This is a genomic window from Pseudoxanthomonas sp. 97-1-1, from assembly GCF_057773125.1.
In genome coordinates, this window is the sequence record NZ_JBYMTJ010000001.1 from 1151267 (window position 1) to 1169006 (window position 17740).

General features: G+C 65.9%; 19 protein-coding genes and 1 tRNA gene. 3 read left to right on the plus strand and 17 right to left on the minus strand.

Features of this window, described 5'->3' with window-relative positions; all coding sequences use genetic code 11:
* Position 1 precedes the first annotated feature (1 nt).
* The 5 genes from AC3DET_RS05480 to AC3DET_RS05500 all read right to left on the minus strand — a co-directional run bounded on the left by AC3DET_RS05480 (position 2) and on the right by AC3DET_RS05500 (position 4632).
* Complete coding sequence (locus AC3DET_RS05480; RefSeq protein WP_488390953.1) at positions 2–1183, minus strand: cystathionine gamma-synthase; 1182 nt, start codon at positions 1181–1183, stop codon at positions 2–4.
* Between the two features lie 99 nt (positions 1184–1282).
* On the minus strand, positions 1283–2653 hold the full coding sequence (locus AC3DET_RS05485) for a pyridoxal-phosphate dependent enzyme (RefSeq protein WP_488390954.1): 1371 nt from the start codon (positions 2651–2653) through the stop codon (positions 1283–1285).
* Positions 2654–2769: 116 nt separating this feature from the next.
* Complete coding sequence (locus AC3DET_RS05490; protein WP_142123411.1) at positions 2770–2988, minus strand: HP1242/YdcH family protein; 219 nt, start codon at positions 2986–2988, stop codon at positions 2770–2772.
* A 355-nt stretch (positions 2989–3343) separates the two neighbouring features.
* Positions 3344–4240 carry an OmpA family protein gene (locus AC3DET_RS05495; RefSeq protein WP_488390955.1) on the minus strand — a complete coding sequence of 299 codons (897 nt, stop codon included), beginning with the start codon at positions 4238–4240 and terminating at the stop codon, positions 3344–3346.
* Positions 4237–4632, minus strand: coding sequence for a DUF4398 domain-containing protein (locus AC3DET_RS05500; RefSeq protein WP_337730619.1), 396 nt, complete (start codon positions 4630–4632; stop codon positions 4237–4239). Before AC3DET_RS05500 ends, AC3DET_RS05495 begins: the two co-directional genes overlap by 4 nt.
* Positions 4633–4726: 94 nt before the next feature.
* On the opposite strand from AC3DET_RS05500, the gene AC3DET_RS05505 reads away from it, so the two are divergent.
* A complete protein-coding gene (locus AC3DET_RS05505; RefSeq protein WP_192200193.1) occupies positions 4727–5863 on the plus strand; it encodes a PilT/PilU family type 4a pilus ATPase in 1137 nt (378 codons plus the stop codon).
* A 58-nt stretch (positions 5864–5921) separates the two neighbouring features.
* Here AC3DET_RS05505 and maiA read toward each other — a convergent pair whose 3' ends face one another.
* From maiA to rplM, 6 genes are all read right to left on the minus strand, one after another.
* Positions 5922–6581, minus strand: a complete 660-nt coding sequence (gene maiA, locus AC3DET_RS05510; RefSeq protein ID WP_192200192.1) for a maleylacetoacetate isomerase — start codon at positions 6579–6581, stop codon at positions 5922–5924.
* 98 nt (positions 6582–6679) lie between these two features.
* Positions 6680–7669 carry a fumarylacetoacetate hydrolase family protein gene (locus AC3DET_RS05515; protein WP_192200191.1) on the minus strand — a complete coding sequence of 330 codons (990 nt, stop codon included), beginning with the start codon at positions 7667–7669 and terminating at the stop codon, positions 6680–6682.
* A 64-nt stretch (positions 7670–7733) separates the two neighbouring features.
* Positions 7734–8483, minus strand: coding sequence for a 2OG-Fe dioxygenase family protein (locus AC3DET_RS05520; protein ID WP_488390956.1), 750 nt, complete (start codon positions 8481–8483; stop codon positions 7734–7736).
* A 68-nt stretch (positions 8484–8551) separates the two neighbouring features.
* A tRNA-Gln gene (locus tag AC3DET_RS05525) sits at positions 8552–8626 on the minus strand.
* A 33-nt stretch (positions 8627–8659) separates the two neighbouring features.
* Positions 8660–9052, minus strand: a complete 393-nt coding sequence (gene rpsI, locus AC3DET_RS05530; protein ID WP_192200190.1) for a 30S ribosomal protein S9 — start codon at positions 9050–9052, stop codon at positions 8660–8662.
* A gap of 2 nt (positions 9053–9054) precedes the next feature.
* Positions 9055–9483, minus strand: coding sequence for a 50S ribosomal protein L13 (gene rplM / locus AC3DET_RS05535; protein WP_055936916.1), 429 nt, complete (start codon positions 9481–9483; stop codon positions 9055–9057).
* Between the two features lie 191 nt (positions 9484–9674).
* On the opposite strand from rplM, the gene coq7 reads away from it, so the two are divergent.
* Positions 9675–10316 carry a 2-polyprenyl-3-methyl-6-methoxy-1,4-benzoquinone monooxygenase gene (gene coq7 / locus AC3DET_RS05540; RefSeq protein WP_488390957.1) on the plus strand — a complete coding sequence of 214 codons (642 nt, stop codon included), beginning with the start codon at positions 9675–9677 and terminating at the stop codon, positions 10314–10316.
* A 121-nt stretch (positions 10317–10437) separates the two neighbouring features.
* Here the strand turns inward: coq7 and sugE are convergent, their stop codons facing one another.
* Together sugE and speD are read right to left on the minus strand one after the other, a co-directional pair.
* Complete coding sequence (sugE, locus tag AC3DET_RS05545; RefSeq protein WP_192200188.1) at positions 10438–10758, minus strand: quaternary ammonium compound efflux SMR transporter SugE; 321 nt, start codon at positions 10756–10758, stop codon at positions 10438–10440.
* Positions 10759–10939: 181 nt separating this feature from the next.
* Positions 10940–11734 (minus strand): adenosylmethionine decarboxylase, encoded by a 795-nt coding sequence (gene speD, locus AC3DET_RS05550; protein ID WP_310161971.1) that lies wholly within the window; start codon positions 11732–11734, stop codon positions 10940–10942.
* Positions 11735–11920: 186 nt separating this feature from the next.
* Here speD and crp point away from each other — a divergent pair, with 186 nt between their 5' ends.
* The gene (gene crp, locus AC3DET_RS05555; RefSeq protein ID WP_225590783.1) at positions 11921–12607 is read left to right on the plus strand and encodes a cAMP-activated global transcriptional regulator CRP; all 687 of its coding nucleotides are present in this window, start codon (positions 11921–11923) and stop codon (positions 12605–12607) included.
* A 611-nt stretch (positions 12608–13218) separates the two neighbouring features.
* Here crp and AC3DET_RS05560 read toward each other — a convergent pair.
* The 4 genes from AC3DET_RS05560 to AC3DET_RS05575 form a co-directional block, all read right to left on the minus strand.
* Complete coding sequence (locus AC3DET_RS05560; RefSeq protein ID WP_488390958.1) at positions 13219–15060, minus strand: peptidoglycan-binding protein; 1842 nt, start codon at positions 15058–15060, stop codon at positions 13219–13221.
* Positions 15061–15157: 97 nt separating this feature from the next.
* Positions 15158–15898 (minus strand): hypothetical protein, encoded by a 741-nt coding sequence (locus AC3DET_RS05565; protein ID WP_488390959.1) that lies wholly within the window; start codon positions 15896–15898, stop codon positions 15158–15160.
* Between the two features lie 193 nt (positions 15899–16091).
* Positions 16092–16448 (minus strand): hypothetical protein, encoded by a 357-nt coding sequence (locus AC3DET_RS05570; protein ID WP_488390960.1) that lies wholly within the window; start codon positions 16446–16448, stop codon positions 16092–16094.
* A gap of 54 nt (positions 16449–16502) precedes the next feature.
* The gene (locus AC3DET_RS05575) at positions 16503–17738 is read right to left on the minus strand and encodes a Tle-like phospholipase domain-containing protein (protein WP_488390961.1); all 1236 of its coding nucleotides are present in this window, start codon (positions 17736–17738) and stop codon (positions 16503–16505) included.
* Positions 17739–17740: the final 2 nt, after the last annotated feature.

A 17740-nucleotide genomic window follows, 5' to 3' on the forward strand; every position in this document is an offset into this window, starting at 1 on the left:
CTCACAACGCGCCCGACAGGTCGTGCTGAAGGTCTTCAAGGGCCTCAACCCCCACGCTCAACCGCACCAGCCCATCGCTGATCCCGAGCGTCTCGCGCCGTTCCACTGGCACCGACGCGTGCGTCATGACCGCAGGGTGGTTGACCAGGCTCTCCACGCCGCCGAGGGATTCGGCAAGGGTGAACAGCCTCGTGTTCTCGCAGAACTTGCGTGCCGCGTCGAAACCGCCCTTGATCACGACGGAGATGATGCCGCCATAGCCCTGCATCTGCCGGGTGGCGAGCGCGTGCTGCGGATGGGATGGCAGGCCGGGATAGATGACCCTCTCGATGGCGGGGTGCGTTTCCAGCCACTGCGCCAGCGCGAGGGCGTTGTCGCAGTGCGCCTTCATGCGCAGGTGCAGCGTCTTCAGGCCGCGCAGGGCGAGGAAGCTGTCGAAGGGGCTTTGCACGCCGCCGATGGAGTTCTGTAGGAAGGCCATCTGTTCGGCCAGTTCCGCGTCCTCGCCCACCACCACCATGCCGCCCACCATGTCGGAATGGCCATTGAGGTACTTGGTGGCGGAGTGCATGACGATGTCGGCACCCAGGGCCAACGGGCGCTGGAGCATCGGCGAGGCGAAGGTGTTGTCGACCACCACACGTACGCCATGCTTGTGCGCGATCCCGCAGATGGCGGCGATGTCGACGATCTTCAGCATGGGGTTGGTGGGCGTTTCCACCCACACCATTCGCGTTTCCGGTCGTATCGAGGACTCGAACGCCGCCAGGTCGGTCATGTCGACGAAGCTGAAATCCAGCCCCGCGGTACGTCGGCGCACGCGCTCGAAAAGGCGGTAGCTGCCGCCGTACAGGTCGTCCATCGCCACGACGTGGCTGCCGCTGTCCAGCAGTTCCAGGATCGTCGAGGTGGCCGCCATGCCGGACGCGAACGCAAAGCCGCGGCTGCCGCCCTCCAGCGCCGCCACGCAGCGTTCGTAGGCAAAGCGCGTGGGATTGTGCGTACGGGAATACTCGAAGCCCTGATGTACGCCCGGGCTGCTCTGTGCATACGTGGACGTAGCATAGATAGGGGGCATCACCGCGCCGGTGCTGGGGTCCGGAGACTGCCCACCGTGGATAGCCAGTGTACCCAAGGCAAGGTCGCCGGGCGCCCCACTGGCGGGGCTCGAAGATTGCGCCATGTTCATGTTCCTTCAAACAGCCGGGCATTCTACCAGCCGGGTCTTAACGTACCGTCCATGCGAAGACTCCGCCCGCGGGCTGGCGGGCGGGCCGTCCTCTTACTGTGCGCGCCGTCGCAGGTAGTTGAGCAGGTCGATGCGGGTGATCAGGCCAAGGAAGGCATCGCCATCCGTGATGATGGCCACCTGGCCCCGGTCGAACACCGGCAGCAGGGCCTCGATCGGGGAATGCACGTCCAGCCGGTCCAGCTTGCTGACCATGGCGGTGGAGACCGGGTCGCGGAAACGGGCTTCGTCGCCATACACGTGCAGCAGCACGTCGCTCTCGTCGACGATGCCGGCCAGCCTGTCGCCCTCCATCACCGGCAGCTGCGACACGTCGTACAGCTTCATGCGCTGGTAGGCCGTCGTCAGCAGGTCGGTCGGACTGACCACCACGGTGTCGCGCTGACTGTAGGGGCGCAGGATGAGGTCGCGCAGGTCGCCGTACTGGGGCCGGTCGATGAACCCGTTGTCCAGCATCCAGTAGTCGTTGTACATCTTGGACAGGTACTTGTTGCCGGTATCGCAGACGAATACCAGCACCTTCTTCGGCGTGGTCTGTTCGCGGCAGTACTTCAGCGCGGCCGCTAGCAGGGTGCCGGTGGACGAACCACCCAGGATGCCTTCCTTCGCCAGCAGCTCGCGGGCGGTGTGGAAACTCTCGCCGTCGCTGATCGCATAGGCCTTCTTGACCCGGCTGAAATCCGAGATCTGCGGCAGGAAGTCCTCGCCGATGCCTTCCACCAGCCAGCTGCCTGACTTGGTGCTCAACGTGCCTTCGTTGATGTACTGGGTGAGGATGGAGCCCACCGGGTCGGCCAGCACCATCTCCGTCTGCGGCGAATGCTCGGCGAAGCAGCGCGACAGGCCGGTCATCGTGCCGGAGCTGCCGCAGCCGAAGACGATGGCGTCCAGCTGGCCTTCCATCTGGCGCAGGATTTCCGGGCCGGTGCCGAACTCGTGCGCCGCCGGGTTGTCGGGGTTGCCGAACTGGTTGATGAAGTAGGCCCCAGGGGTCTCGCGCGCAATGCGCTCGGCCAGGTCCTGGTAGTACTCCGGGTGCCCCTTCGCCACGTCGGAGCGGGTCAGGATGACCTCGGCGCCCATGGCCTTCAGGTTGAAGATTTTCTCCCGGCTCATCTTGTCCGGGACCACCAGCATCAACTTGTAACCCTTCTGCTGGGCTACCAGGGCCAGGCCGATACCGGTGTTGCCGGCCGTGCCTTCCACCAGGGTCGCGCCGGGCTTCAGGTCGCCACGCTTTTCGGCGGCCTCGATCATCGACATGCCGATGCGGTCCTTGATGGACCCGCCGGGGTTGGCGCTTTCGAGCTTCAGGTAGAGGGTGCAGAGCCCGGTGTCCAGGCGCCTGGCCTGGACGATCGGCGTGTCGCCGATCAGCTCGAGTACTGAGGAGTGGATCGCCATGCGGCCGTGCATCCGGTGCGGAACGTGGCCCGGATTATCGCACTAGGGTGACGCGGACGGCGACGGCCGACGAGGCCGCCGCCGCCGCCCGCGACAAGAAAGTGGCGGGGCAGGCGTCAGTGCGGCTTGGCGTCGTAGATCCGGAGCAATCGCTCCTTGGCGTGCAGCTTCTCGCGCTTCATCTGCCCGAGGCGGTTGTCGTCGATGGGCAGTACACCCAGCTCGGCGTCGGTGACCTTCTTGTCCAGCTCGCGATGGCGCTGGTACAGCTGCTTGAACTCCGGATCGGCCTTGATGAGTGCATCGATTTCGGCCTGCGGTTGACCTTCGAACATGATCGTTACCTCCTTCAGCGGAAATACGAACGCCCCGGCCTCTGCAGGCACGGGGCGTTGGCTTGGGAGCGGAGCATCTGGCCGGCAGCGCGGGCACTTCCCACCGGAATACCCGCTGCGGCCTGGCTGCCGGCGGCGGTCTCCTGCGGGATCGGTACGGGCGTCATCGGGTCGATTCTCCGGTGAGCCAAGCGACGGGATCGCTTGGGTATACGACCCTACTCCTCACTGCCGGGCCCGACAAGGCCCGTTGCAAGTGGTTGATCCGGCAGGATTCAGCCCGTAAGAACAGGATTCAGCCCAGCCTCTCCGGAGCCTTGCAACCTCGTATAACCCCATGATTTACATGGGGTTATCAATGCGTGACGACGACTTCCAGCGCGCGGGCCTTGCTGCCGGTGCCCTTGCCTGCGCTCTGCAGGCGTGATTTCGCTACACCGGCCGCCATCAGCGCATCTCGCAGCACATCAGCCCGGCGCTGTCCGGGCGTCTGCTTGTCCCCGTAACCGTCGATGCGGGCCCGGGCCTTGGGGTTGGCCTGCAGGTAGGCGGCGAGCGCGGCAGCACTCGACGCGCCCCCGGCGGACAGCTTCGCCGAATTGGCAGCGAAGACGTCGGCGCCCAGGGTGAAGACCTCACCACGGGTTTCGAACTTAGAAGGCGGCAGCTTGGCACCCGAGACCAGTTCCGCCTCCTCGCGCGCCAGTTTCAGTTCGCGCTGACGGGCCGCACTCAGCCGGTTCGCCTGCTGGCCCGCGACGGTATCCAGCGTGATCTCCGCTTCCTGGCGCGCCAGTGCCTCGGCCTCGGCAGCCATGCGGAGGCGTTCAGTTTCCTCGGCCTGGATCTGCGCCTGCACGCGCAGGCGCTCTGCCTCCCGGCGCGCGCGCTCCGCTTCGCGGCGACTCGCTTCCACCAGCAACTCGCTGCGGGTCCGGTCCAACCGGTCCACTTCACGACGGGCCGCCTGGGTGCGTGCGGCGATCTCCGCGATCTCCACCCGGCGTTCCGCCACGTACTGGGCAGTCTCGCGCTGACTGCGACGCGCCTTGTCGAAGGCGGTGATGGCGTGTTGTGCCTGCAACTTCTCGTAGGCCGCCAGTTCCCCAAGCGCCGGATCGGCATGCAGCGCAGACAACCGCTGGTTGAGCTGCACGACCACGGGATTGTCAGCCGCTGACGCGGTGTTGGAGCCCAGCATCAGCATCAGCCCCAGCATGCCGGCACGGGTCGCCTTGCGAGACGCCTTCATCGCCCACCCTCCGCGCCGATCTGGCGCTGGAGGTCGGCGATCTCCGCCTTCCGTTGCGCGACTTCGGCCGTCGCCACGGCTTCCAGGCTGCGCGCGCGCGCAAGATCGGCATCCACCGTGGCCCGCAGGGCCAGGTCCAATGCGTCCTTCTTGTCCCGCGCAGCGTGTGCGGCCTGCGCCTGCGCCAACGCCTGCCGCGCTGCCTCCAGCGGTTGCGGGGCGTACTGGTCGGCATCCGCCTGGTCCGCGCGCTGCACCGCCTGCACGGCGGCTTCCAGTTCCGGGGGCGCTGCGCTCTGGGCGCGAGCCGGTTCGCCGGCCAAGGCCAGTGTTGCTACTGCGGCCGCCATCACATGCAGGGGCCAGCGGAAGTGTGAGAAGCTAACTGTCATTGGGGTGCCGTGACGTTGAGGGGTGCGCGCGGCCATTGTCGGAAGCCTTTGGCGCCGTTGCAACGTCGCGCCGCGCATCTTGGGAGCTTTGCACATGGACATCGGCTATTTCCTGAAGCTGATGACCGAGAAGAACGCCTCGGACATGTTTCTCACCACCGGGGCGCCGGTGTACATCAAGATCGAGGGCAAGCTCTATCCCTTGGGCAATACCGGCCTGCCGCCGGGCATGGTGAAGAAGATCGCCTATTCGCTGATGGACGAGGGCCAGGTGCCCGTGTTCGAGCGCGAACTGGAGCTCAACATGGCCATCGCCCTGCAGGATGCGGGGCGCTTCCGCGTCAACGTGTTCAAGCAACGCGGCGAGGTGGGCATGGTGATCCGCGCGATCCGCAGCGTGATCCCGACCATCGAAGAGCTGAACCTGCCTCCGGTGCTGAAGGACATCATCATGACCCCGCGCGGGCTGGTGCTGATCGTCGGCTCCACCGGTTCGGGCAAGTCGACGTCGCTGGCATCGATGATCGACTACCGCAACACCACCAGCACCGGCCACATCCTCACCATCGAGGATCCGATCGAGTACCTGCACAAGCACAAGCAGTCGATCGTCAACCAGCGCGAAGTGGGCCTGGACACGCACGCCTTCCACAACGCGCTGAAGAACGCGATGCGCGAGGCGCCGGACGTCATCCTGATCGGCGAAATCCTCGACGCCACCACGATGGAGGCCGCGATCGCCTTCGCCGAGACCGGCCACCTGTGCCTGGCCACGCTGCACTCCAACAACGCCGACCAGACCATCGAGCGCATCCTGAACTTCTTCCCGGAAAGCGCGCACAAGAACGTGCTGATGAACCTGGCGCTGAACCTGCGCGCCGTGGTGTCGCAGCGCCTGGTGAAAGGTACCGACGGTCGTCGCATGCCGGCCGCCGAAGTGCTGATCAACACGCCGATGATCCGCGACCTGCTGCGCCGCGGCCAGGTGCACGAGATCAAGCAGGCCATGGAGGAGTCGCTGGAGGAAGGCATGGAAACCTTCGACCAGTGCCTGTTCCGCATGGTCAAGGAAGGCCAGATCGAGCAAGAGGAAGCGCTGCGTGCCGCCGACTCGCGTGATGGCCTGGCGCTGAAGTTCCGTCTGTCCGAAGGCAGCAAGGGCGAGCATGACCCCTACGCCGACTACGACACGTCGGGAAGCTCGCCGCGCATCACCCACGGCTTCGGCTGACGGCACCATAGCCTGCGAAGAAGCATCCCAAAGGGCGGAGTTCTCCGCCCTTTTTCATTCAGGCATTTGCGTCAGGCTGGCTTTCGGGACGCGCCTGGTCGAATGCGGGCAACGCCAGGCAAGCCTGTTCGATACGGACGATGGTCGGGAACGCGGCCATGTCCACGCCGAAGCGACGCGCATTGAACACCTGCGGCACCAGGCAGCAATCCGCCAGTCCCGGCGTCTGCCCATGGCAGTAGGCGCCGGTCGCGGAGTCCTCGGCGAGCAGCGATTCGACCGCGGCAAATCCTTCGATGATCCAGTGTTTGACCCACTCGTCCCGTTCGGACTGCGGCACGTTCCAGGTGCCGTCGAAATACTGCAGCACGCGCAGGTTGTTGAGCGGGTGGATGTCGCAGGCGACCATCTGCGCCAATGCACGCACGCGGGCGCGGTCGCGTGCCGTCATGGGCAGCAGCCGCGGTGAAGGCCAGGCTTCGTCGAGATACTCGAGGATCGCCAGCGACTGGCGGATAACGCGCTCCCCGTGCTGCAGGGTGGGCACCATGTGCTGGGGGTTCTTGGCCACGTAATCCGGCTTGTGCTGCTGCCCGCCCTCACGGACCAGGTGCACGGGCACCGTTTCGTACGCCAGCCCCTTGAGGTTCAGGCCGATGCGCACGCGGTAGGCGGCACTGGAGCGCCAATAGGAATAAAGCCGCAGTTGCTCAGCCATGCAAGCCGCCTCCCGCGGTTTGCCCCTTCGATTGCCTGTAATACGCGTCCATGTCCACCTCGAGCCTTCCTGTATTCACACTGGGCCCGCGCGCGCCTTCAAGGCAAGGGCTGCGGCTCGATCCTCTGCTCGATCACACCGAAAATGGAATGACCGTCACGATCCTTCATCTCGATGTGGACCAGATCGCCGAACTTCATGAAAGGCGTCGAGGGCTTGCCGTCACGCAGGGTCTCCACGGTGCGCTGCTCGGCAAAGCACGAGGCGCCCCTGGACGTGTCCTCGTTGGCGATGGTGCCGGAACCGACAATCGTGCCCGCCGACAGCGGCCGGGTCTTGGCCGCGTGCGCGACCAGCTGGGCGAAATCGAACTGCATGTCCACGCCGGCCTCGGGTGCGCCGAACCAGTTGCCATTGATGTGCGTCACCAGCGGCAGGTGCACCTTGTTGTCGCGCCAGGCATCGTCCAGTTCGTCCGGGGTCACGAATACCGGTGACAGCGCCGAGCGCGGCTTGGATTGCAGGAAGCCGAAACCCTTCGCCAGTTCGCCCGGGATCAGGTTGCGCAAGGACACATCGTTCACCAGACCGATCAACTGGATGTGGCCGGCTGCCTGAGCGGGCGTGACCGCCATCGGCACGTCGTCGGTGATGACCACGATCTCCGCTTCCAGATCGATGCCATAGTCTTCGCTGACCACTTTCACCGGATCGCGCGGGCCGTGAAAGGCGGCGCTGGTGGCCTGGTACATCAGCGGATCCGTGTAGAAGCTCGCCGGTACCTCGGCATTGCGGGCGCGGCGGACGCGTTCGACGTGCGGCAAATAGGCGCTGCCATCGACGAACTCGTAGGCCCGCGGCAACGGGGCCGCCAGCGCGTGGAAGTCCACGTCGAACATGCCATCGACGTTGCCGGCATTCAGTGCTTCGTAGACTGCATTGAGACGCGGCGCGATGTTGCTCCAGTCCTCAAGCGCCTGCTGCAACGTCAACGCGATGCCCGTCGCGCGCACGGCACGCGCCAGATCGCGGGACACCACCACCAGCGTGCCGTCACGACCGCCTTCCTTCAGGGAACCCAGCTTCATCGGAACTCCAGGATGCCGGCGCCCACGCGCCATGGTTTCAATTGTAACGAAATACGCGCCGCGATCAGCCTGCGCCCGCTTCACCCTGGAAGCCGTCCCGGCGGAACGTCAGCACCAGCGTATCGCGATGGCCCTCCTGCGCGTCCAGCGGCTGGATCGGCGTGGACTCGTGGATCACTCGCTCGTCGTCGAGGAACAGCAATGACCACGGCGCTTCCAGGGTAAAACGCTGGCCGTCCGGTCCGGCGGCGGCGAACACGCGGGTCTCGCCGCCCTTGATGCCCTCGCGGTCCAGCAGCAGCACTGCGACGAAGTCCACGCCATCGCGATGCGCGCCCTCCGGCGTGGGCCGCCCGATGCCATCGGTCGTGTCGATGCGGAACTGGTGTGCCTCGACGAACCAGGTCCGTTCGCCCCTCAGCGTGGAGCACCATCGCGCAAGCCCCGACAGCAGCTGCCGCCAGGCGATGGCACCGCTGACGGCAGGCTCGATCGGCTGGAACCAGCGTTGCATGCCGCCGTGGAGGGCGTTGTAGTCCAGCGACTGCCAGTGCGCGCGATGCGGCACCTGGCGCACCCCGTCCGCGTCGACGATGAAGCAGGAATGCCGGCGGCGCCGGTAACGGCCGCCGTCCTTCAGGTACTCGTCCACTTCCAGCCGCCCCCAACTCGGAAGCAGTTCGTCGAGGGCATCGAGACCGGTGCCGGTCGCCTCCGCCATGGCGCGTGGCTCCAGCACCACGTAGCCGCGCTCCTGCATGCGGCGCAGGGCCTCGTCCGGCGGACAGAACGGGGGTTGGAACATGGCGACCATGGGCGGGATCCCTCAACGCAAAAACCCGCCAGAGGCGGGCTTTTGCGGATGTCCAGTGGACTTCGAGTTGGCAGCCCCGGATGGATTCGAACCACCGAATGCCTGAGTCAGAGTCAGGTGCCTTACCGCTTGGCGACGGGGCTGTATAACCAGTGACGCGTAGTGTAGCGCGTCTGTTAGCGCTTGGAGAACTGCGTGGCGCGACGCGCCTTGTGCAGGCCGACCTTCTTGCGCTCGACTTCGCGCGCATCACGGGTCATGAAGCCCGCCTTGCGCAGCTCGTTCTTCAGGGTTTCGTCGTACTCCACCAGCGCGCGGGCGATGCCCAGGCGGATGGCGCCGGCCTGGCCGGTGGTGCCGCCGCCGGTCGTGGTGACCTTGATGTCGAAGCTTTCGGTGTTCTTGGTCAGCTCCAGCGGCTGGCGCACGATCATGCGCGCGGTCTCACGGCCGAAGAATTCGTCCAGCGGACGGTCGTTGACGGTGATGTTGCCGGTGCCCTTGCGCAGGAACACGCGGGCGGTGGAGGACTTGCGACGGCCGGTGCCGTAGTTCTGAGTGATAGCCATGATTAGATGTCCAGGACCTGCGGCTGCTGGGCGGCGTGCGGATGATTCGGGCCGGCGTAGACCTTGAGCTTGCGATACATGTCGCGGCCCAGCGGGCCCTTCGGCAGCATGCCCTTGACGGCGGTTTCGATGACGCGCTCCGGATGGCGCTCCAGCGCCTGCGCCAGAGTCTCGGTCTTCAGGTTGCCGATGTAGCCGGTGAAGCGGTGGTACTTCTTGTCGGCCAGCTTGTTGCCGGTGACATGGATCTTCTCGGCGTTGATGACGACCAGATAGTCGCCGGTATCAACGTGAGGGGTATAGACGGGCTTGTGCTTGCCGCGAAGGCGGCGGGCCAGCTCGGTGGACAGGCGACCAAGGGTCTTGCCTGCTGCGTCGACGACGTACCAGTCACGCTGGACGGTCTCGGACTTGGCGGTAAAGGTGCTCATGTGGATCTCATGTGTCTGGTCGGGCGGATTCCGCGGTTACCCCGGCGGAACTTTGCCACGCGTTGTGAAGGGTGAAACGGAAGAGGCGGGATTGTACGGGGCGAGGCCGCCACGCGCAAGTCGCCGGGGCGTCCCTGCCGGCACGCGCTGGACCGGCAGACGCCCGTGCGGCGAGCCGGCACAATGACGGCATGAACACACGGACCTTCTCTCTCTTGGACCACTGGCTGGTGGAAGCCCAGCGCGGCCTGGACACGGTCTTCGGCAATCCGCCGGCCCATCGCCCCAACCCGGCCGGCAACACCCCCGAGGTTGCGCTCGATGCCGCCGAGCAGCGTCATGCCGCCGGCCTGATGCGCATCAACCATGTCGGCGAGGTGTGCGCGCAGGGCCTGTACTTCGGACAGGCCGCCGTCGCCCGCGACCCCGCGACGCGCACCCACCTGATGGAGGCCGCCCAGGAAGAAACCGACCATCTGGCCTGGTGCGCCGACCGGCTGCGGGAGCTGGACAGCCGCCCCAGCCTGTTCAACCCGCTGTGGTATGCCGGCAGCTATGCCCTGGGAGCCTTGGCAGGCCTGCGCGGTGACGGCTGGAGCCTGGGCTTCGTCGTCGAAACCGAGCGCCAGGTGGAAGCCCACCTGGACGAACACTTGGAAACCCTCCCCCCTGCCGACCTGCGCAGCCGCGAGATCCTGACCGTCATGAAGGCGGACGAGGCCCGCCATGCCGAACATGCCGAAGAGGCCGGCGCGACCGTCCTGCCAGCCCCCATCCCGACCCTGATGGCGGGCGCCTCGAAGCTGATGAAGGCAGTGGCTTACCGGCTGTAGGGTGGGCCCAGGCGCACCGTCGCCACGTCCACGCGTCCGACGATCCTCACTGACGTCGCTTCTCCGGGCCGCAGTATCGTCGGCAAGGCCAGGAAGGCGGGCTTGAGCCCGCCCTGCGCCGCTACGACGGCGTGGCCAGTTTCAGGCCGATGATGCCGGCCACGATCAGCCCCACACAGACCAGCCGCGCCGCGGTTGCCGGCTCCTTGAACAGCCACATGCCGACGAAGGCCGTGCCCACGGCACCAATGCCCACCCAGACCGCATAGCCCGTTCCCAACGGGATGTGCTTCAGCGCCGCGGCCAGCAGCCAGAAACTGGCCGCCATCGCCACGCCCGTCACCACGCTGGGCCACAGCCGGCTGAAACCCTCCGAGTATTTCAGTCCCACGGCCCATACCACTTCCAGCACGCCCGCCAACACCAGATAGAACCACGCCATACGCCACCTCCTCAGGTCGATGCCCGGGCCATAACGCAGAACGGCCCGGAACTTGCGTTCCGGACCGCCGTCGGTCCTGATGCGCGGCTCGCGCCGCGGGCGGGTCGTCCCGCCTTGTTTTCAGGGCAAGGCTACTGCGGTCCACCCCAACCGGGTGTAACCCGCGGCAGCACGCAACCCGTCATTCCGGCAGGTTGCGGCCGTGATACAGCTCTTCGATCTCCCGCCTCAGGCGCGCTTCGATCTTCATGCGCTCCTTGAACGACAGGTTCTTGGCCTTCTCCTCGAACAGGTAGTTGTCGAGGTCGAACTCCTTCAGGTGCATCTTCGTGTGGAAGATGTTCTCCTGGTAGACGTTCACGTCGAGCATCTCGTAGCGCGACTTGATGTTCTTGGCCAGGAAATCCTGGATCGAATTGATCTTGTGGTCGATGTAGTGCTTCTTGCCCTTCACGTCGCGGGTGAAGCCGCGCACGCGGTAATCCATGATGACGATGTCGGATTCCAGGCTTTCGATCAGGTAGTTCAGGGCCTTCAGCGGCGAGATCACGCCGCACGTGGCCACGTCGATGTCCGCACGGAACGTCGCGATGCCGTTGTCCGGATGGGTCTCCGGGTAGGTGTGCACCGTGATGTGGGACTTGTCCATGTGCGCGACCACCGCATCGGAGATGATCTCCTTGCCTGCATCCTTCTTGTCGATCACCGGCTCCTCGGAGATGAGGATCGTTACCGACGCACCCTGCGGATCGTAGTCCTGGCGGGCCACGTTCAGGATGTTGGCGCCGATGATCTCCGCCACATCCGTCAGGATCTGGGTCAGGCGATCGGCGTTGTACTCCTCGTCGATGTACTCGATGTACCGGCGGCGCTCGTCCTCGGACGAGGCATAGCACACGTCGTAGATGTTGAAGCTCAGCGCCTTGGTGAGGTTGTTGAAGCCTTGCAGCCGCAGGCGAGGCAGGGGTTTTACCACGGCGGTGGTCCCTCTCTGGGGGGGTCGGATGAGGGGGCGGATTATGCGCCATATGGGGTGACAGCGAAATGTCCGCCACCACCCGTCGGCCGGCCGGCGCGGGACTGGCCCAGCCCTTGCATGGCCTGCGTTTGCCGTCGGCTACGTATTCGGACTAAGCTTCCGGAATTACAAGCCGCGACCATCATGAGCCCAGGCATCCCCCTTTCAGCCCCCGCTCGCCCCGCCGCCAGCCCCCTGACGCCGGACAACGCCACGCTTGAGCGCTTTCTGGCCCACAGCCACCGCCGGCGCTACCCCGCCCGCGCCGACGTCTTCCGCCCCGGCGACCCGGCAGGAACGCTGTACTACGTGGTCAGCGGCTCGGTCAGCATCATCACCGAGGAAGACGACGACCGGGAGCTGGTGCTTGGCTACTTCGGTTCCGGCGAGTTCGTCGGCGAGATGGGACTGTTCATCGAGTCGGACCGTCGGGAGGTGATCCTGCGCACCCGTACCCAGTGCGAACTGGCCGAAATCAGCTACGAACGCCTGCACCAGTTGTTCATGGGCACGCTGTCGGCCGATGCCCCCAAGCTGCTGTACGCGATCGGCGCGCAGCTCTCGCGGCGCCTGCTGGACACCAGCCGCAAGGCCAGCCGCCTCGCGTTTCTCGACGTGACCGACCGGATCGTACGCACCCTGCATGACCTTGCTCGCGAGCCGGAAGCGATGAGTCACCCCCAAGGCACCCAGCTGCGCGTCTCTCGCCAGGAGCTGGCACGCCTGGTGGGCTGCTCGCGCGAGATGGCGGGACGCGTGCTGAAGAAGCTGCAGGCCGATGGCTCCCTGCATGCGCGCGGCAAGACCGTCGTGCTGTACGGTACCCGCTGACCCCGCCAGGTGTGCGGCCGGCCCGACGAGGCCTGCCGCCGTCGGGACTGCAACCCCAGATCTGCTCGATATCCGCAATGCACAGTCTGGCGACGCCGATGACGTCGCCGGGCGGACGATCCGTCGGGGCTATTCCTGCCCCTCGTTCGAAGCCAGTCTGCGCGTCAACGCCAACGCGACCGATGCTTCCCAGGTCCCTGCTGCTGGTCCGTCGAACATGACCGTGCCCGTGGTCTGCCGGGACTGCTCTTCGCCTCCCTCGCCGCTCGGCGCATCCATCGGCTGGATCACCGCGCTGGTGATGGACCCGAACTGCCAACGCTGCGAGATGGGCTGGCGCCCGCGACGCTAAGCCACGCACCGCGCGCGCCACGCTGGATGCGTGCGGCGTCTACCGACCATCGCCTTCCACCGCTCCGAAGTCCACGCGCGCGACCGTACCTTCCTTGGCTGGCACCCCGCTGCGTTTCAGCGGAGCGCTGAGCGCGGATGACCCGGGCGCCGGCCGCCACATGGGCCGCGTTCGGATGCCCTGAGCCGTCCCCGATGCCGGCGCGTTCCACGAGAGGGCGGACCGGGCACGCGACCCGATCCGCCATCCTGCCTCGCTGTCAGCGGGAAGGGCCCGCCTGGTCGCGTGACTGCGCCGCCTGCTGGTCGGTCACGACCTGTTCCTTCTGCCATCCCTGGCCAGCGGGCGTCTTCAGGTAGTCGTCCAGGGCTTGGCGCATGGCGCGGTCGTCTCCGCCGTGCATGGCGGAGAACATGCGGTCGACGAACGAGCGTTGCGCATCTTCACTGCGCCCCCCCTGGGGCGAGGCACCCGCTTCCGCCGGACTGCGAGCCACATCACGCGTCGCGGCAGCGATGGCCTCGCGGGAACGGTCGCCGTAAACGCCATCCACCTTCAATCCATGATCGGCCTGGAACGTGCGCAGTGCGTGCTCGGTCTGGGGACCGAATTTGCCGGATGTGGTCTCCAGTGGCTTGCCGTCGGCACCCCGATAGCCGAGCTGATTGAGCTGCTGCTGCAATTCGCGCACCGATGCGCCCGATGCCCCATCGCGCAACGCCTCGGGCGCGGCCGGACGTGCGGGTACCGCCGTGTCGCGCTCGGCGCCACGCAGGTGCGGCATCGGATCGACCTGCCGACCGTCCCGCCACATCTCGAAGTGCAGGTGTGTATCGCCCTGGGCAGGCGTATTGCCAGTCCTGCCCATGGTGCCGATCTGCTGCCCGGCTTCCACGCGCTGACCGTTGCGCACGCTGAACTCATCCAGATGGAAGTACTTGGTCAGCGTGCCGTCGTCATGCCGCACGTGCACGGTATTACCCGCCGCACCGTTGTTCGGGCGCACCACCACCGTTCCGCTCGCAACGGCCACAACGGGATCACCGACATCGCCCTGGATATCGATGCCGCCATGGCGCCGGCCACCGCTGCGTGGCGTGCCGAACTCGCCGCGCCCCTCGCGCGCCTTGTCGGCTTCGTTGATGTCGCGATTGCCGGGCGTGGGCCAGGCCAGCCCGCCCTCGCGCTCTTGCGTTTCCCCCGTCTGGGCGCGGTTGCGCGTCTGTTCTGGCAACGCAAGTTGCTGCGCGATCGCCTCGCGCGTTCGCGCGTCGGCCGTCCCCGTGGCTTCAAGCTGGTTAGCCGCCTGGAAGGCACGGACCGCTTCCTGTGTCTTGCCGCCGTAGATGCCCGACTCCGTTTCCAGTTGCGCGCCCTGTCCGTCGCGGAACCCGAGCTGGTTCAGCGACGTCTGCAAGGCACGCACGTCGTCGCCGCGTTCGCCGTTCTGCAAGACGCCATCGGCCAACGGTAACGTCCGCTCGCGGGCACCGGGACCCGGCTGGCTGGCGTGGATGCCGCGCTCCGGAATATCGATGGCGGCGTACTTGCCGTTCCAGTATTGCGAGAACGTGGTCGCGAGCTCGCGATCGTCGAGCCCGCGCAGCTCGGCGGCCGAGTGGCCGGTCAGACGCTCCACATCGCGCGCACTGATGTTGTTGAGGATGTTGCGTCGCGTGTCGTCGCGCGTGAACTCGCCGTTCGCGATGGCGCTCTGGATGGAGGCGTAGCCCGCGGCACCCTGCTGGTGGGCGAGATACAGGTCCAGCCCGCTGGGGGTTTCGCGCCCGGAAAGGAAATCGTGCCCGCTGCGCGACTGCCTGCGGGTGATGTCCGCCAGATTGTCGCCATAGAGTTCGGCCGCAGCACGCGTGCTTGCCGCCGGGTCGAACTCGCGCCCCGCGATGCCGTACTGCTCCGCGGTCCTTGGCATGAACTGGAAGAGTCCCTTCGCGCCGCTGGGATTGCTGGCATCGGGATTGAAGCGTCCACCGGTCTCGATGTAGGCGAACCGCAGGAAATCCTCGCGGGGAATTCCGCTTGCCTGCGCTTGTCGTTCGATGATGTCGAGGATCTGATCACGCGTGTGTTCACTGGCCATCGTTGGCTCCTTTGCTGATGTACGCGACCCGTGGGTCGCAGGACGTCAACCGGGCCCCTCCATGGGCCTGATGCATGTCGGTCAACTGGAAATCGACTTACTGCTTGTAGCTTCCGCTTGTTTCGTCGAAGGTGTAGATCACGCTGTCTGCCTCCGTCATCTCGCGAACCTTGCCGGGAGACGCGATGGTGGTTCCCTTGGACGACACCTTCAGCTTTGGCAGACCATCGCCTGCCTGCTCGAACGCCAGCGTCCCGATGGCGGCAGCACAGGGCATCACCTGCCCGCCATCGCACGCGGCGCTGTTGTCTTCGCTGACCGGGATGCCGCCCACATATCCCCATTGCCTGAAACCCAGCTTGTCGACGCTGCCGGGGTCGAACAGGAACAGGCTGAACATGCGCACGTCGGTGCCGTCCGTGAAATCGCGGGTCGGCACCGCAAGCAGGTAGCGTCCATCGCGGGTTTCATACGAGAGCGCCTTTCTCGAATCGTCGATCTCCTCGGGCCGCCCCATCCTGCCGAACTCCCCGACATAGCCATCGGTATCCGGCTTCGACCATGCCTGTTTGCCGTCCTTCTCGACGCGCGTGAAGGTCGCCTGTGAAATGGCAACGTGCTCCGGATCCATCATGCCGTCGTCGCCGTCCGGGCCCTCGCCCTGGGTCTTGGCACCGAAGCCGGTGAAGTAATGCTTGCCATCGAGATCGAACTCGTGGCCGTACCAGTAGCTGACGGTGGCGCCGCCATCGATCTTGTAACTGACCGCACCGTCGCCGTCGCGCTGGTAGATGAAATACAACACGCTGTCCGCGGAGGGCGGCTTCAGCTCTGACATGTCCTGATCCTTCTTCGGGGGGGCTGCTTCCTGGGTCGCGGCATCCGTGGTTCGCGGCGCCTGCGCATCGCAGCCGCCGGCAGTCGCTGCCATCAAGACCAGGAACAGGGAGGGGAGCTGTTTCATGCGTTGCAATCTCATGTGTGCGGCTTCGGTAGAGGAGGGCCGGCAGCCCGGGGCGAGCCTCCGGGCCTCAGTGGCTGATGGGCGTGTGCTCGGGCCGTCCGGGGCCTTCCCAGCGTCCGGAGGTGATTGCCTGCGGACACACGCTCAGGTATTGCCGGAAGGACAACGTGTCGTCCTGCGTCCAGTTCTTGCCGTAGGGATTCGGTGGCCGGCAATAGGGCATCAGCATGTAGGCGCCCGTGAACGGAGGCATCGGCTTCCAGCACGGTGCCGGGTTGCGCCTGACGTCCTGGCCCTGCGTGCAGAACACGAAAGGATCGTCCATGCGGTAGTACAGGCGCTGGTAGTAGCCGCTGGACTGGGCGCTGAGATCGAACAACACCAGCAAGCCCAGCAGGATGAGTAGTTTGATGCCTGGTTTCATGGCTACGCTCCTCGTAGTACATGGATACACGTGTCTCGCCTGGTTGTTCCAAGATCAGCGCGCGACGTCCATCTGCGCCGGCGTCCGCTGCTCCGTTTGCTGGAGGTTCGGCGTACGCTCCTGGGCCGCAAAATCCCGCTGGTGAGCTTCGACCCGCTCACGCCACACCTGGCCCGCAGCCGAGGCCTGCAATTCGTTCTGTGCCAATTGCAGGGCCGCGGGATCCCGTCCACCGGCCGCCGCCAACAATCGCTCCACTTCGGGGTTCGATCGCCATGCCTGGCGTGTCGCCTCGCCCACACCCTCGACGCGCAGCGGTGTGTCGGCCTGTGACGTACGATCCGTGTGTGGACGCTCTTCACGGGCCGCAGGCTCGCCCGCCGGCAACGGTCCACGAATGCGATCGATGCCATCCAGCACCAGGCCAAAGGGTCCGCGGGATGCGGCAGTGACCCCGCGACGCAGGTCGCCGACGTCGTCACGGTAGTCGGCAATGATCCTGCGGTGTTCATCCGCGAGTCGGCGCGCATTCGGATCTTCCAACGCGGACCGGTCGGGCCTCCCATCGCCATCCACCGGAAGGAAGTTGTGCATGCTGTGCGAGCCGCCCGACATGACGGATGCAGTCAACGGCATGTCACGCTGCAGCAGGTCGCGTACGACATTGTCGTGGTAGCCCGTCCGGTGCAGCGTCTCGATCTCCTGCGGCGTGGCGTACCTGCGCACCTGGCCGTAATGGGGGCTGGCGGAACTGACGGCGTCGACCGCCATCACGTGGTTGGTGACGCGGTCCCCTCCTTCCGGGATGCGCCGGTCCAGGCTGGCGGCCCCGTAAGCGTTGAACGTCTCGCCACGCAGATCGAAGTGGTGTGCCGACACCTGCGCGAGAGTTCCTCCCAGCGAGTGTCCCGTGACGGTTACCTCGGGCGCGGTCCTGCCGGGCTCTCGTCCTTGGCGCTCCGCGTACTCGACCGCGCGACGGGTCAGCTCGACCGCGTCGGCCGCCTGGCTGTTGGTGCGGGTGAATACCATGCCGGCGTCGGCGATCACGCCGTCGCGGAACGCTTCCCGTCCGAACTCGGTACCGCGATGGGCAGCCACGACGGCACCACTGGCCTCGTGCTGGTAGATCGTGCCCTGGTAACCTGTCCGCGGATTGTCGACGTAGTCGATCACGCGATAACGATCGCCGCCGATCACGACGTCCTTATTGACCAGGTCGCGCATCTGGCCGCCACGGTCGTAGCTATGGTCCGCCAGATGGGCGTATTGCTGCGGGGTGAGTCCCATTG

Bases quoted from the DNA above. Each gene is read 5' to 3' on its own strand.
- AC3DET_RS05480 (WP_488390953.1), bottom strand. From the start codon at position 1,183: ATGGCGCAATCTTCGAGCCCCGCCAGTGGGGCGCCCGGCGACCTTGCC.
- AC3DET_RS05485 (WP_488390954.1), bottom strand. From the start codon at position 2,653: ATGGCGATCCACTCCTCAGTACTCGAGCTGATCGGCGACACGCCGATC.
- AC3DET_RS05490 (WP_142123411.1), bottom strand. From the start codon at position 2,988: ATGTTCGAAGGTCAACCGCAGGCCGAAATCGATGCACTCATCAAGGCC.
- AC3DET_RS05495 (WP_488390955.1), bottom strand. From the start codon at position 4,240: ATGAAGGCGTCTCGCAAGGCGACCCGTGCCGGCATGCTGGGGCTGATG.
- AC3DET_RS05500 (WP_337730619.1), bottom strand. From the start codon at position 4,632: ATGACAGTTAGCTTCTCACACTTCCGCTGGCCCCTGCATGTGATGGCG.
- AC3DET_RS05505 (WP_192200193.1), top strand. From the start codon at position 4,727: ATGGACATCGGCTATTTCCTGAAGCTGATGACCGAGAAGAACGCCTCG.
- maiA (WP_192200192.1), bottom strand. From the start codon at position 6,581: ATGGCTGAGCAACTGCGGCTTTATTCCTATTGGCGCTCCAGTGCCGCC.
- AC3DET_RS05515 (WP_192200191.1), bottom strand. From the start codon at position 7,669: ATGAAGCTGGGTTCCCTGAAGGAAGGCGGTCGTGACGGCACGCTGGTG.
- AC3DET_RS05520 (WP_488390956.1), bottom strand. From the start codon at position 8,483: ATGGTCGCCATGTTCCAACCCCCGTTCTGTCCGCCGGACGAGGCCCTG.
- rpsI (WP_192200190.1), bottom strand. From the start codon at position 9,052: ATGGCTATCACTCAGAACTACGGCACCGGCCGTCGCAAGTCCTCCACC.
- rplM (WP_055936916.1), bottom strand. From the start codon at position 9,483: ATGAGCACCTTTACCGCCAAGTCCGAGACCGTCCAGCGTGACTGGTAC.
- coq7 (WP_488390957.1), top strand. From the start codon at position 9,675: ATGAACACACGGACCTTCTCTCTCTTGGACCACTGGCTGGTGGAAGCC.
- sugE (WP_192200188.1), bottom strand. From the start codon at position 10,758: ATGGCGTGGTTCTATCTGGTGTTGGCGGGCGTGCTGGAAGTGGTATGG.
- crp (WP_225590783.1), top strand. From the start codon at position 11,921: ATGAGCCCAGGCATCCCCCTTTCAGCCCCCGCTCGCCCCGCCGCCAGC.
- AC3DET_RS05560 (WP_488390958.1), bottom strand. From the start codon at position 15,060: ATGGCCAGTGAACACACGCGTGATCAGATCCTCGACATCATCGAACGA.
- AC3DET_RS05565 (WP_488390959.1), bottom strand. From the start codon at position 15,898: ATGTCAGAGCTGAAGCCGCCCTCCGCGGACAGCGTGTTGTATTTCATC.
- AC3DET_RS05570 (WP_488390960.1), bottom strand. From the start codon at position 16,448: ATGAAACCAGGCATCAAACTACTCATCCTGCTGGGCTTGCTGGTGTTG.
- AC3DET_RS05575 (WP_488390961.1), bottom strand. From the start codon at position 17,738: ATGGGACTCACCCCGCAGCAATACGCCCATCTGGCGGACCATAGCTAC.